This window comes from Pararhizobium sp. LjRoot238, from assembly GCF_964252955.1.
Taxonomy (GTDB): domain Bacteria; phylum Pseudomonadota; class Alphaproteobacteria; order Rhizobiales; family Rhizobiaceae; genus Pararhizobium.
The window spans coordinates 534,343-548,340 of record NZ_CAXUPP020000002.1; the positions used below are offsets into that span (position 1 = coordinate 534,343).

The window sequence follows — 13,998 nt, forward strand, 5'->3', positions numbered from 1 at the left end:
CCCGCGCATCGCGGAGTGACCACACGAGTCCGACGCAGCGATGCGCGGGAGGTACCTGTGGTCAACGCGGGCACGGTAGGCCGGCCGCACATAGGGATAAAGACCATGGCGATGATTATTCCTGCGACGAAGGGGCAGACCGGTATTCCTGCCGGGTTTCCCATCCTGATGTCCGGCCGCATGGAAATTATCGAGGCAGCCTTCGCCTACCTTCTGGAGTTGGCTACCATTCCAGGCCGTTCGCATTCTTCAGACACGGTGCGGACCTACGCGGAACACTTATACGATTGGTTCGACAGTCTGGAACAGTCCGATCTGGATTGGAGGCTGGCCGATGAGGAAATGATTGCCGCCTACCGCAATCGTATGCTGGAACAGCCCAGTCCCCATACTGGCAGGCCCTATGCGCGCTCCACGATCAATGATCGTATTCGCTCCATTTGCCGGTTCTATAATTGGGCGCATCAACGCGGTTGGGTGACGCACTTACCATTCCGTATGATCGATGTACGGATTACTTCCGGGCGCAAGCAGTCTCTCCTGGCCCATACCAATACCCGGTCAGCGGTGGTCGCTGCGAATATTCTGACTGTAGCTGAATTCGAAAAGTTGCCGCGTGCGCTTCGAGCCGATCAGCTCGCGCGATTGTTCGGTCACCTTTCCATGCCCTATAGGCTGATGGCTGAATGGGCAGTCTGTACCGGCATGCGGCGGATGGAGCTGTGCGCCTTGACGGTTGCGCAATTGCCCGAAAGCAGGGGGGTCGATGCAGCTGATCATCCGCTGATCGGCGTACCCCTTGCGATAACGAAGGGCGGTCGACCCCGGACAATTTATCCACCGATCCGTCTTGTCGATCGCACGAACTGGTATGTCGGTGAGGAGAGAGCCGCTCTGGTTCGAGCTCGCCAGCGCAAGTCTCCGGTTTATGATCCGCGTGAGTTCCTGTTCCTGAACAGGCATGGAGGTACCGTGACACGAGCGCACCTTAGCGCAGTTTTTGCCGCCGGCTTCGAAGCCGCAAAAATTGATGGCAGTTTGCACTGGCTTCGCCATACGTTCGCCACGACAATGCTCGCCCGCCTTCAACGGATCGCCGCTGAAAAGCCGGAGATCAACCCACTCAAAGTGCTGCAGATCCTCCTCGGTCACAGCTCGATCCAGACGACGTCCATCTACCTGCGCTGTGTCGATCTGCATCATCGAGAAATCGCCGAGAGCATTGAATATCTTTATGGCGAGGTCATTCCTGATGCGGTCTGAGCGGCCACATATCGACCGGCGCCTTGCTGTGGCTCCAGCTCTCGATAAGCCGATCTCAAGCGGTATCGTGATCACTTTCCGTGACGAGTGGGGTGTCGTCGCACAGATGTTCGACCTCAATAGGCTTGGCTTATCGGTCGATCTTACGATTCTCTTTGCTGACGCTTTCCGCGCATCATTCGCCAGTGCCGCCACGGCGACACGGAAAGGATACTGGAAAGCGCTTCGCACGTTTGCTCGCTTCGTCGCGGAAGCAGGCACGATCGTTGAAGTTGCGGATCTCACGACCGAGGCTGTCGGTCATTATCTCGTATGGCTTGATCGCCAGAGATCGCGGACGGGCCAACCTTGGGGAGTATCAACCCGGCACGGCCGCTATTTGCCTATAAAGATCATACTTGAGTGGGCGATGCGAAATCGCGCCCATCTCATGCCAGAACAATTGCAGTTCCCGGCCAATCCTTTCCCGGGTCGTCACCGGACACCAGTCCCGCGCCGACTTCCAGCGCATGAGCTGAAGGCAATCCTACGAGCCTGCTATGCCGAAATCGACGTCGCATGGGCTCGCTTCGAGGAAGGGCGCGCAATCCTCGAAACAGACCGTGATGGCGTAATGGATGATCGTCGGGATCTGGAGACGCTGTTGGTCGCAACGGGTCGTGCGGGTGGCGGAATAATGCCATGGTACGATCGTGCCCCGGGGCGGCGGTCACATCGGCGGACGAGGCGCCATGGTGGCACTCGGATGCTGGCGCAACACCTGCATCTGACGGTCGATACTCTGGTCCCATTCTTTTTGGCTATCGCCATTCAAACGGCGGCCAATCCGGATTCCCTTCGAAACATAGGACGCGATTGCTTGGCTTCGCATCCCCTCGACCCTCATCGGATCATCGTTGATTGGGCCAAGCCGCGGGCGGGGAACGCCGTGCGCCGTGCGCAGCGCCGGACCTTTGACAAGCGACGGCGATATTCCGTCCCTAATCTTGTCGAAAAAGTGTTGGCGATGAGCGCGCCGCTCGTTGCCCATGCTTCACCTGGTGAACGCGACCGCCTCTTTTTGATCAGAGGTAACCGCCCGAAGGGAGTGGGCGTAATTGGCGCTCAGACGCTGGATGCCGGTATCCGCAGGTTTATTGCTCGTTCCAATGAAGGAATTGCCATCTGGAATGCCGCTCACCCTGAGCAACTTCGTTGCCCGATGCGAACCTTCGCCCCTGTCCTGTTCCGTGGCAGCGTGGCCATCGAACATTACCATGCGGCCGGCGGTGATATCCGCGTTGCGCAAGCATTGCTCAATCACTCTCGAGCCAGCACGACAGACCTCTATGTTCGCGGGCCCGAAACACAACGCATGTATGAGAAGACAATCGCGAGCCTCCAGCATCGGATGATCGGCTGGATCGCAATGCGCCAAGAGGCCCATGGTGTTGAGCGAAATATCGATGGTCAGATCGGGAACAGCAATGAGGGTTCAGCCGAAGCCTTCAGCCACATCTGCATCAATCCGGTGGCCGGCAAGGCTCCTGGATCCACCCAGGGGCGCCTGTGCCCAGGTTTTATGAGCTGTCTCAGCTGTCCCGGCCTCGTTATTCCGATAGACAGCCGACACCTGGCCCGAATTCTGCAAGTGATGCGCAAGTTGGAAATCGCCCGCGATCGGCTCGATGCAGAGCGTTGGCGATCAATTTACGCCCCCAGCTATCGCATTCTCAGTGAAGAGATCCTGCCGGACTTTCCTTCCGGATTGTATGAGGCGGCGGAGTGCTTGATCGAGACACTTCCACCCCTGCCGGACCCGGAGTGACGTCAATGGTGGCTCAACCTGCAAATGCGGAGCAGCGGATCCGAAATCAGGAAATCCGTATCTCGACGATATCGATGTGGTCGGATCGCATTTGGCAACTGGATGTCGACGTGCCGGGAACGACACCCGCCGATCTCGTGATCGATTGGGGCATAGCCTTTGTGGATGGAAGCCGATTTACCGATGAGGAATGGGTAGCGTGGCGCGAGGCTGCGCGGCGCTTTCTCTGGTCGCTGCGCGTGACGCCGCCTCCGGGTCGTCGCCGTGCAAGGGGAACGACTCTTGTCAGAAGATTCCAGACCCTGCGCGTTCTCATCCGGTGGATGGTCGCCGAAGGCTATCGATGCTTTGCCGACCTCGACCGTGATGCAGCTCACCGCTTTCTCGGCGTCGTTTACCAGCGACCGGGTCGCGGAGGGCGCTTTTTATCGGAGACCGTGACCCCGGTCGGTTATATCCGGATTCTGGACCTTCTCTATTTACAGCGAGATTGGCTTCCTGACGCGCCGGCTGAACCTTTGGTGGACCCGATAACCGGCTCCCGATCATTGAGACCCGGGCAACTGTCCAAGTCTATGCCCTATACGCCGGATGCTATTGCCGTTCCTCTTATCTCTGCAGCATTACGTCTCATCGGCACGCCAGCCGACGACATAATCGCGCTGCGGGAACAAGCCGAGGACGCCCACGGGCAAGCCCTTTCGAGCGGATTTGGATATAAGGCGCGACAGAGTCACATGCGCGCTTGCCTTGATAGCTTCCGCTTCGCGACGGTGCCCGGGGAAGCTCCTCCTTGGAGGACGGAGCCCGTGCTGACCATGAAGTTGGTGCAATTCCTGGTCACCCGGATTTACGACGCCTGCTTTGTCGTCATCGCCTATCTTGTCGGTGCGCGAGCCTCGGAAATCTTGGGCCTGCGGGCTGGATGCATCGAGCGGCATGCTGCTGCCGATGGCACCGAAACCTTCGCTTATCTGAGTGGCCAGATCTACAAAACAGCCGTTGGCATCGGCGGAACGCCGCATCGATGGGTGGCGCCGGACCCTGTTGTGCGGGCCGTGACTGTTTTGGAACGCTTATCTGCTCCCATCCGCCAGCGGATGGGGCGGGAGGAATTATGGTTGTCGGCGATGGCTGGGCGCGGCGGGATGGCCATCCCGCGATCATCCGGGCTGGCTGACCGGCTCAACGGACCGTTTACATCCTTTATAGATCTGCCTCTTTATAACGAACGGCCGTGGCATCTGACGACCCATCAGGGACGAAAGACCTTTGCGCGCTTTGTCGGTCGACGCGACCGTACCGGCCTTGACGCCCTTGCCTCGCACTTCGGCCACGTGACCAGAGCAATGACCGACAAAGGCTATGTCGGGACGGACTTCGATCTGACCGATCTGATCGATGGAGAGATCTCGAACGACACAAGGACGGCGCTTGAGGATTTGCTGACTACGGCAACGGCGGCCGGCAGTGCCGGACGAGTGATCTCTGCGCACAGTCGCTTCCGCGGACGTATACGAGACGGAGATGCTGCGGACTATGTAGACTTCATCCTGAGAGAAACCGACATGCGCCTCGGTCATTGCGATTGGGGCTACTGCGTCTACCGCCGCGAAAGCGCATCGTGCCTGGGTGATGATCGAGGCCCGAACCCGGTCATCAGAACACAGAGCATCTGCGCCACCTGCAGCAATTTTGCGGTAACGGAAAAGCATCGGCCGGTATGGGAGGAGCGCCGCAAGCAAAATGCACGGCTTCTGGCGCATCCGATGCTCGACGACGACAGCCGTGCGTTGGCAAGGGCCAGGATCGATGAATGTGACCGCATTCTGGGCGAACTTCAGCAAGGTCGCGAAAACGATGACGAATAGTGCAGAGCAGCCCGCGAAGCTGAAATCTCATGAAACGCGTCATCGAAATACCGAGCGCCGCATTCGGCAGGCGATGGATCGGCTTGTTGCACAGGCTTCGTTGGAAGGGCGGACTACCCGGGTCACAGTGGCTGCACTGGCGCGAGAAGCTCAGGTCAGCCGAAACACGATCTATGCCGAACACAGCAGTTTCCTCGAAGAATTGGCATCCGCAAATCCACCGCGCCCCGGAACTCAGCGACCGCCTCCCAAATCTGACATGTCGGCACTTCGAGCTTCGATGCATGAACTCCAAGCGCAAAGGCGGCTGCTCGCGACCGAGAATGCCAGCCTGCTGAAGCGTGTGCTGGATGCCGAGAAGGCCGTTGCTCGATTGGAAAAGCAGAACGCCAAGCTGGTTCAGGAGATCAGCAGGGTGCGGCGGCTTAGCTCGACATGACTGATCGCGTTGAAGCATCCACCCGTCCATGATCCGATGAGCGAGTGGTTGATTTTTTTGGGTCCGAGTCCGTGGAACCCAAAGTCCGTTACTTCAGATATCCCATCCTACCATGCCGGATCAGCTCGCCTCGAGCACGAGCGGTACCCCCAAAATGCTGCGCATTTTGGCTCCCCCACTCGCCGGCTCCGCCGGTCGCCTGCGGCGATCCTCGACCCGAACTGCTCCGTCATCGTGCACGTCTCTCGTCTTCAAACAGAGGAGAGACACATGCTTACCATCTACGACGAAATCCAGCAGCTGCGCGTCGAGCTTGCCGCCTGCATCCTTACGCCTGCCGAGCGCGCGGCAAGTGAGGCTGAACTCGCAAAGCTCCTCGCTGAACAGGCATCGCTCGACAGCGCATTCGACGCCATCATGGCAGACGAGGAGCCGCCAGAATGACGGCGCCTTCTCCAAACAGGACGCTTGACTAAGACCTAAGAGTGGCCCCTCCAATTTTTCCTGCGCTGCGTTTCACTGCGCTCCGGAAAAATCGGTTCCTCCGCACGCCGGCTCCGCCAGTCGCGTTCCGCTAGCCTTGACCCCTTGATCCCCTCATGACCGGCGGCGGCATCTTTCACGTCAACACGGAGATGACGACGATGACCACCGAACAGATTATCGAATTCGAGCGCCAGATCGAAGAATTGCGCGCCGAGATTTCCGCCTGCATCGATCCGGAAGAACGGCGGCAGATCGAATCCGAGCTTCGGGCCATTCGTGCCGAACTGGCCGCGGAAAACCGGGAGGAGCTGCCGTAACCGGCAGCCTTTCCGATCCCTTAGCCCTTCTGTCCGGATCGACCAGACAGAAGGGCTAGCGAAGAGCAGCCACCGCTCCCCCCGCCATGTCAGGAACACAGTCCCACCAGCGCGGAGCTCTCTTCTGACGCCTGATTGAATTCGAAATCCGCTTCATCATCGACCGGAACCAGGCCGCGGCATCCCGATATCCGGCGCTACCGCGTCCTCGGTGGTTGCCTTGCAGGATGCTCACGATTAGACTCTCGCAAAAAGGTCAGTCTGGCAGGTCGCGGTGCCTTCTGGGACACGTCGACAGGAGCGTCGACGCGATGCGACAATCAACAGGTGGACAATGGCATGGCAACGAGGAGGCGCATCAATGACAGCTGGATCTTCTGCTTCAGACAGCCGCGACGACGCCGACACCAAGGCTGTCCGCATGCTTCGGTCTCTGGCAAGAGTTCCGTTCGCCATTCTTCGCGGAACCATCCTCGCGATAGTCCATAGCGTCTGGTATCTGGTCTTCTACGTGCTTTGCATGTTTCGTCCGCTCACCGGATTGATGGTGCTGGCGGCGATCGTCATGGTGCCGATGTCGATTGTGGTATTCGCGCATCCCGCCGCCGCACGCGGAATGCCGTTCTGGGCTTTCGGCCTGATGGCAATCGGCCTCGTCGCCTTCGCGTTCGGCTATGCGCTGTTCGTCGACCGGATCACGCCGCCGGGCGCGGAGGATCCTTTCGACCGCTATCGCAAACGGCGTTGATCCTGGAATCTCCACCGCCGCCATCAAACGCATCGCAGCAGCTTCGCCTTAACGCTTGCGCACGAATTCGGTCCGCAGGACGAGACCCTTGATCCCCTCGTAGCGGCAATCGATCTCCTCGGGATTGTCGGTGAGGCGGATTGACCGGATGACAGTGCCCTGTTTCAGCGTCTGGCCCGCTCCCTTGACCTTCAGGTCCTTGATCAGCGTGACGGAGTCGCCATCGGCCAGTACATTGCCGCTCGCGTCCCGAACGGCCACGTCGCCCGCATCGGTCGCCGGCATCTCGGAAGCTGGAGTCCACTCGCCCGTCACTTCGTCATAGACGTATTCATCATTCTCGCCGGCCATGGTTACCTCAGTTCGAAAGAAATCTTGTCAGATGCTTCCGACCGCAAGCGTTCGGCCAAAGCAACCCGCATGGGGCAATACTCATCTTGAGGCCGATCGTCAAATCCGCACAAAGCGATTGACCTTAGCCGCCTCATCCATGTCCTTCCGCCGGAAATAGATCGCCCGGCCGCAGCGGATCGGGCTATGACCCTGCACGATGATGGAAGCTCTGCCGGCGATCGCCGCAGCCAGGACATGGCGGTCATCTGGATCCGGAAGCTGAAGGCTCGGAACAAGCGAGTGGTAGTCGGCAACCTCCGCTTCCGGAAGCACGCGCTTCATAAGATCACGCGTCGCCTTTAGCCTCTCTGTTGAGAGACCCGCCGTATTGGCCGCGAGATTCCGGATCCACTCCGCATGAATGTCGTCGGTCCAGCGCGCCTCGACGAGACCGTCGACGGCGCACTGGATCAAAAGGTTGCGAAGATGAAATGGATAGAGGACACACGCATCGTAGACTGCGACGGGCGGCTTACAGTGCATGGTCGCTCATGAGGCCTTCGGTATCCTCCGCGAGCGCGTCGAGTGCAGCTTGACGGGTGTCGAGTTTGGTTTTCAGGGTCAGGACATCCGTCAGCTTCGCGCGCCGGTGCTTGCCGACATAGCGAAACGGCAGTTCGCCGCGATCCATGCGCAGAACGACGAGCGGCCGGGAAATCCCCAGTATTATTGAGGCTTCGGTCGGGCTCAATTCCTGGTCCTCGGCAAGAATGGCGATACGCTCTCCGCGCAGGAGATGGGCCAGGACCGTTTCCACAACATAATGCCGCGACAATCTAACTGCAATAACTGAAATTTGAATTGTCTTGAGACTGATTAACGTCGACCGGTTCCTGCGCAAGCTTTTCTGGTGCCACACCCAACCCACCCTGTCTGCTCAGAACAGTCATTGTGCCGTGAGGGGAAAAGCCGCCTCAAGGTCGCGCGGTTAGAATGCATCTCCAGAACTGTCCTGATTGTCTCTTTACCTTAGCAATAGTCATGCAGGATGCCGCCATGTTTGCTGAGCTTGCACGGTGTCCACAGGAGGGCCCCGCGCATCGCGGAGTGACCACACGAGTCCGACGCAGCGATGCGCGGGAGGTACCTGTGGTCAACGCGGGCACGGTAGGCCGGCCGCACATAGGGATAAAGACCATGGCGATGATTATTCCTGCGACGAAGGGGCAGACCGGTATTCCTGCCGGGTTTCCCATCCTGATGTCCGGCCGCATGGAAATTATCGAGGCAGCCTTCGCCTACCTTCTGGAGTTGGCTACCATTCCAGGCCGTTCGCATTCTTCAGACACGGTGCGGACCTACGCGGAACACTTATACGATTGGTTCGACAGTCTGGAACAGTCCGATCTGGATTGGAGGCTGGCCGATGAGGAAATGATTGCCGCCTACCGCAATCGTATGCTGGAACAGCCCAGTCCCCATACTGGCAGGCCCTATGCGCGCTCCACGATCAATGATCGTATTCGCTCCATTTGCCGGTTCTATAATTGGGCGCATCAACGCGGTTGGGTGACGCACTTACCATTCCGTATGATCGATGTACGGATTACTTCCGGGCGCAAGCAGTCTCTCCTGGCCCATACCAATACCCGGTCAGCGGTGGTCGCTGCGAATATTCTGACTGTAGCTGAATTCGAAAAGTTGCCGCGTGCGCTTCGAGCCGATCAGCTCGCGCGATTGTTCGGTCACCTTTCCATGCCCTATAGGCTGATGGCTGAATGGGCAGTCTGTACCGGCATGCGGCGGATGGAGCTGTGCGCCTTGACGGTTGCGCAATTGCCCGAAAGCAGGGGGGTCGATGCAGCTGATCATCCGCTGATCGGCGTACCCCTTGCGATAACGAAGGGCGGTCGACCCCGGACAATTTATCCACCGATCCGTCTTGTCGATCGCACGAACTGGTATGTCGGTGAGGAGAGAGCCGCTCTGGTTCGAGCTCGCCAGCGCAAGTCTCCGGTTTATGATCCGCGTGAGTTCCTGTTCCTGAACAGGCATGGAGGTACCGTGACACGAGCGCACCTTAGCGCAGTTTTTGCCGCCGGCTTCGAAGCCGCAAAAATTGATGGCAGTTTGCACTGGCTTCGCCATACGTTCGCCACGACAATGCTCGCCCGCCTTCAACGGATCGCCGCTGAAAAGCCGGAGATCAACCCACTCAAAGTGCTGCAGATCCTCCTCGGTCACAGCTCGATCCAGACGACGTCCATCTACCTGCGCTGTGTCGATCTGCATCATCGAGAAATCGCCGAGAGCATTGAATATCTTTATGGCGAGGTCATTCCTGATGCGGTCTGAGCGGCCACATATCGACCGGCGCCTTGCTGTGGCTCCAGCTCTCGATAAGCCGATCTCAAGCGGTATCGTGATCACTTTCCGTGACGAGTGGGGTGTCGTCGCACAGATGTTCGACCTCAATAGGCTTGGCTTATCGGTCGATCTTACGATTCTCTTTGCTGACGCTTTCCGCGCATCATTCGCCAGTGCCGCCACGGCGACACGGAAAGGATACTGGAAAGCGCTTCGCACGTTTGCTCGCTTCGTCGCGGAAGCAGGCACGATCGTTGAAGTTGCGGATCTCACGACCGAGGCTGTCGGTCATTATCTCGTATGGCTTGATCGCCAGAGATCGCGGACGGGCCAACCTTGGGGAGTATCAACCCGGCACGGCCGCTATTTGCCTATAAAGATCATACTTGAGTGGGCGATGCGAAATCGCGCCCATCTCATGCCAGAACAATTGCAGTTCCCGGCCAATCCTTTCCCGGGTCGTCACCGGACACCAGTCCCGCGCCGACTTCCAGCGCATGAGCTGAAGGCAATCCTACGAGCCTGCTATGCCGAAATCGACGTCGCATGGGCTCGCTTCGAGGAAGGGCGCGCAATCCTCGAAACAGACCGTGATGGCGTAATGGATGATCGTCGGGATCTGGAGACGCTGTTGGTCGCAACGGGTCGTGCGGGTGGCGGAATAATGCCATGGTACGATCGTGCCCCGGGGCGGCGGTCACATCGGCGGACGAGGCGCCATGGTGGCACTCGGATGCTGGCGCAACACCTGCATCTGACGGTCGATACTCTGGTCCCATTCTTTTTGGCTATCGCCATTCAAACGGCGGCCAATCCGGATTCCCTTCGAAACATAGGACGCGATTGCTTGGCTTCGCATCCCCTCGACCCTCATCGGATCATCGTTGATTGGGCCAAGCCGCGGGCGGGGAACGCCGTGCGCCGTGCGCAGCGCCGGACCTTTGACAAGCGACGGCGATATTCCGTCCCTAATCTTGTCGAAAAAGTGTTGGCGATGAGCGCGCCGCTCGTTGCCCATGCTTCACCTGGTGAACGCGACCGCCTCTTTTTGATCAGAGGTAACCGCCCGAAGGGAGTGGGCGTAATTGGCGCTCAGACGCTGGATGCCGGTATCCGCAGGTTTATTGCTCGTTCCAATGAAGGAATTGCCATCTGGAATGCCGCTCACCCTGAGCAACTTCGTTGCCCGATGCGAACCTTCGCCCCTGTCCTGTTCCGTGGCAGCGTGGCCATCGAACATTACCATGCGGCCGGCGGTGATATCCGCGTTGCGCAAGCATTGCTCAATCACTCTCGAGCCAGCACGACAGACCTCTATGTTCGCGGGCCCGAAACACAACGCATGTATGAGAAGACAATCGCGAGCCTCCAGCATCGGATGATCGGCTGGATCGCAATGCGCCAAGAGGCCCATGGTGTTGAGCGAAATATCGATGGTCAGATCGGGAACAGCAATGAGGGTTCAGCCGAAGCCTTCAGCCACATCTGCATCAATCCGGTGGCCGGCAAGGCTCCTGGATCCACCCAGGGGCGCCTGTGCCCAGGTTTTATGAGCTGTCTCAGCTGTCCCGGCCTCGTTATTCCGATAGACAGCCGACACCTGGCCCGAATTCTGCAAGTGATGCGCAAGTTGGAAATCGCCCGCGATCGGCTCGATGCAGAGCGTTGGCGATCAATTTACGCCCCCAGCTATCGCATTCTCAGTGAAGAGATCCTGCCGGACTTTCCTTCCGGATTGTATGAGGCGGCGGAGTGCTTGATCGAGACACTTCCACCCCTGCCGGACCCGGAGTGACGTCAATGGTGGCTCAACCTGCAAATGCGGAGCAGCGGATCCGAAATCAGGAAATCCGTATCTCGACGATATCGATGTGGTCGGATCGCATTTGGCAACTGGATGTCGACGTGCCGGGAACGACACCCGCCGATCTCGTGATCGATTGGGGCATAGCCTTTGTGGATGGAAGCCGATTTACCGATGAGGAATGGGTAGCGTGGCGCGAGGCTGCGCGGCGCTTTCTCTGGTCGCTGCGCGTGACGCCGCCTCCGGGTCGTCGCCGTGCAAGGGGAACGACTCTTGTCAGAAGATTCCAGACCCTGCGCGTTCTCATCCGGTGGATGGTCGCCGAAGGCTATCGATGCTTTGCCGACCTCGACCGTGATGCAGCTCACCGCTTTCTCGGCGTCGTTTACCAGCGACCGGGTCGCGGAGGGCGCTTTTTATCGGAGACCGTGACCCCGGTCGGTTATATCCGGATTCTGGACCTTCTCTATTTACAGCGAGATTGGCTTCCTGACGCGCCGGCTGAACCTTTGGTGGACCCGATAACCGGCTCCCGATCATTGAGACCCGGGCAACTGTCCAAGTCTATGCCCTATACGCCGGATGCTATTGCCGTTCCTCTTATCTCTGCAGCATTACGTCTCATCGGCACGCCAGCCGACGACATAATCGCGCTGCGGGAACAAGCCGAGGACGCCCACGGGCAAGCCCTTTCGAGCGGATTTGGATATAAGGCGCGACAGAGTCACATGCGCGCTTGCCTTGATAGCTTCCGCTTCGCGACGGTGCCCGGGGAAGCTCCTCCTTGGAGGACGGAGCCCGTGCTGACCATGAAGTTGGTGCAATTCCTGGTCACCCGGATTTACGACGCCTGCTTTGTCGTCATCGCCTATCTTGTCGGTGCGCGAGCCTCGGAAATCTTGGGCCTGCGGGCTGGATGCATCGAGCGGCATGCTGCTGCCGATGGCACCGAAACCTTCGCTTATCTGAGTGGCCAGATCTACAAAACAGCCGTTGGCATCGGCGGAACGCCGCATCGATGGGTGGCGCCGGACCCTGTTGTGCGGGCCGTGACTGTTTTGGAACGCTTATCTGCTCCCATCCGCCAGCGGATGGGGCGGGAGGAATTATGGTTGTCGGCGATGGCTGGGCGCGGCGGGATGGCCATCCCGCGATCATCCGGGCTGGCTGACCGGCTCAACGGACCGTTTACATCCTTTATAGATCTGCCTCTTTATAACGAACGGCCGTGGCATCTGACGACCCATCAGGGACGAAAGACCTTTGCGCGCTTTGTCGGTCGACGCGACCGTACCGGCCTTGACGCCCTTGCCTCGCACTTCGGCCACGTGACCAGAGCAATGACCGACAAAGGCTATGTCGGGACGGACTTCGATCTGACCGATCTGATCGATGGAGAGATCTCGAACGACACAAGGACGGCGCTTGAGGATTTGCTGACTACGGCAACGGCGGCCGGCAGTGCCGGACGAGTGATCTCTGCGCACAGTCGCTTCCGCGGACGTATACGAGACGGAGATGCTGCGGACTATGTAGACTTCATCCTGAGAGAAACCGACATGCGCCTCGGTCATTGCGATTGGGGCTACTGCGTCTACCGCCGCGAAAGCGCATCGTGCCTGGGTGATGATCGAGGCCCGAACCCGGTCATCAGAACACAGAGCATCTGCGCCACCTGCAGCAATTTTGCGGTAACGGAAAAGCATCGGCCGGTATGGGAGGAGCGCCGCAAGCAAAATGCACGGCTTCTGGCGCATCCGATGCTCGACGACGACAGCCGTGCGTTGGCAAGGGCCAGGATCGATGAATGTGACCGCATTCTGGGCGAACTTCAGCAAGGTCGCGAAAACGATGACGAATAGTGCAGAGCAGCCCGCGAAGCTGAAATCTCATGAAACGCGTCATCGAAATACCGAGCGCCGCATTCGGCAGGCGATGGATCGGCTTGTTGCACAGGCTTCGTTGGAAGGGCGGACTACCCGGGTCACAGTGGCTGCACTGGCGCGAGAAGCTCAGGTCAGCCGAAACACGATCTATGCCGAACACAGCAGTTTCCTCGAAGAATTGGCATCCGCAAATCCACCGCGCCCCGGAACTCAGCGACCGCCTCCCAAATCTGACATGTCGGCACTTCGAGCTTCGATGCATGAACTCCAAGCGCAAAGGCGGCTGCTCGCGACCGAGAATGCCAGCCTGCTGAAGCGTGTGCTGGATGCCGAGAAGGCCGTTGCTCGATTGGAAAAGCAGAACGCCAAGCTGGTTCAGGAGATCAGCAGGGTGCGGCGGCTTAGCTCGACATGACTGATCGCGTTGAAGCATCCACCCGTCCATGATCCGATGAGCGAGTGGTTGATTTTTTTGGGTCCGAGTCCGTGGAACCCAAAGTCCGTTACTTCAGATATCCCATCCTACCATGCCGGATCAGCTCGCCTCGAGCACGAGCGGTACCCCCAAAATGCTGCGCATTTTGGCTCCCCCACTCGCCGGCTCCGCCGGTCGCCTGCGGCGATCCTCGACCCGAACTGCTCCGTCATCGTGCACGTCTCTCGTCTTCAAACAGAGG

General features: G+C 58.9%; 12 protein-coding genes and 2 pseudogenes. 11 read left to right on the forward strand and 3 right to left on the reverse strand.

Translation table 11 applies throughout. The annotated features are described in order from the left end of the window. The first annotated feature begins 105 nt into the window (after positions 1–105). The 7 genes from ACSQ3F_RS23750 (at position 106) to ACSQ3F_RS23780 (ending at position 6,931) form a co-directional block, all read left to right on the forward strand. On the forward strand, positions 106–1,263 hold the full coding sequence (locus ACSQ3F_RS23750) for a tyrosine-type recombinase/integrase (RefSeq protein WP_436102674.1): 1,158 nt from the start codon (positions 106–108) through the stop codon (positions 1,261–1,263). Continuing rightward, the gene (locus tag ACSQ3F_RS23755; RefSeq protein ID WP_436102675.1) at positions 1,223–3,070 is read left to right on the forward strand and encodes a hypothetical protein; all 1,848 of its coding nucleotides are present in this window, start codon (positions 1,223–1,225) and stop codon (positions 3,068–3,070) included. The genes ACSQ3F_RS23750 and ACSQ3F_RS23755 overlap by 41 nt, the downstream gene beginning before the upstream one ends. Positions 3,071–3,075: 5 nt before the next feature. Further along, positions 3,076–4,941 (forward strand): integrase, encoded by a 1,866-nt coding sequence (locus ACSQ3F_RS23760; protein ID WP_436102676.1) that lies wholly within the window; start codon positions 3,076–3,078, stop codon positions 4,939–4,941. Further along, positions 4,889–5,380: a hypothetical protein gene (locus ACSQ3F_RS23765; RefSeq protein WP_436102677.1), complete on the forward strand. Its 492-nt coding sequence runs from the start codon at positions 4,889–4,891 to the stop codon at positions 5,378–5,380. Before ACSQ3F_RS23760 ends, ACSQ3F_RS23765 begins: the two co-directional genes overlap by 53 nt. Positions 5,381–5,650: 270 nt before the next feature. Beyond that, entirely contained in the window at positions 5,651–5,824 is a 174-nt protein-coding gene (locus ACSQ3F_RS23770; RefSeq protein WP_292582362.1) for a hypothetical protein, read from the forward strand. Positions 5,825–6,024: 200 nt separating this feature from the next. Next, complete coding sequence (locus ACSQ3F_RS23775; RefSeq protein ID WP_436102678.1) at positions 6,025–6,183, forward strand: hypothetical protein; 159 nt, start codon at positions 6,025–6,027, stop codon at positions 6,181–6,183. A gap of 361 nt (positions 6,184–6,544) precedes the next feature. Next, the gene (locus ACSQ3F_RS23780) at positions 6,545–6,931 is read left to right on the forward strand and encodes a hypothetical protein (protein ID WP_436102679.1); all 387 of its coding nucleotides are present in this window, start codon (positions 6,545–6,547) and stop codon (positions 6,929–6,931) included. A gap of 48 nt (positions 6,932–6,979) precedes the next feature. Here ACSQ3F_RS23780 and ACSQ3F_RS23785 read toward each other — a convergent pair whose 3' ends face one another. The 3 genes and pseudogenes from ACSQ3F_RS23785 to ACSQ3F_RS23795 all read right to left on the reverse strand — a co-directional run. Further along, complete coding sequence (locus ACSQ3F_RS23785) at positions 6,980–7,282, reverse strand: zinc ribbon domain-containing protein YjdM (RefSeq protein WP_436102680.1); 303 nt, start codon at positions 7,280–7,282, stop codon at positions 6,980–6,982. A gap of 207 nt (positions 7,283–7,489) precedes the next feature. Continuing rightward, positions 7,490–7,807 (reverse strand): annotated as a pseudogene (locus tag ACSQ3F_RS23790) (PIN domain-containing protein); the annotation flags it as partial. Next, a pseudogene (locus tag ACSQ3F_RS23795) lies at positions 7,797–8,081 on the reverse strand (DNA-binding protein); the annotation flags it as partial. The pseudogenes ACSQ3F_RS23795 and ACSQ3F_RS23790, both read right to left, overlap by 11 nt. Positions 8,082–8,461: 380 nt before the next feature. Between ACSQ3F_RS23795 and ACSQ3F_RS23800 the strand changes: the two are divergent. The 4 genes from ACSQ3F_RS23800 to ACSQ3F_RS23815 are packed head-to-tail and all read left to right on the forward strand — an operon-like array spanning position 8,462 to position 13,736. Continuing rightward, positions 8,462–9,619, forward strand: a complete 1,158-nt coding sequence (locus ACSQ3F_RS23800; protein WP_436102674.1) for a tyrosine-type recombinase/integrase — start codon at positions 8,462–8,464, stop codon at positions 9,617–9,619. Further along, entirely contained in the window at positions 9,579–11,426 is a 1,848-nt protein-coding gene (locus ACSQ3F_RS23805) for a hypothetical protein (RefSeq protein ID WP_436102675.1), read from the forward strand. The genes ACSQ3F_RS23800 and ACSQ3F_RS23805 overlap by 41 nt, the downstream gene beginning before the upstream one ends. Positions 11,427–11,431: 5 nt before the next feature. Then, positions 11,432–13,297: an integrase gene (locus ACSQ3F_RS23810; protein WP_436102676.1), complete on the forward strand. Its 1,866-nt coding sequence runs from the start codon at positions 11,432–11,434 to the stop codon at positions 13,295–13,297. Next, entirely contained in the window at positions 13,245–13,736 is a 492-nt protein-coding gene (locus tag ACSQ3F_RS23815) for a hypothetical protein (RefSeq protein WP_436102677.1), read from the forward strand. Before ACSQ3F_RS23810 ends, ACSQ3F_RS23815 begins: the two co-directional genes overlap by 53 nt. Positions 13,737–13,998 lie beyond the last annotated feature (262 nt).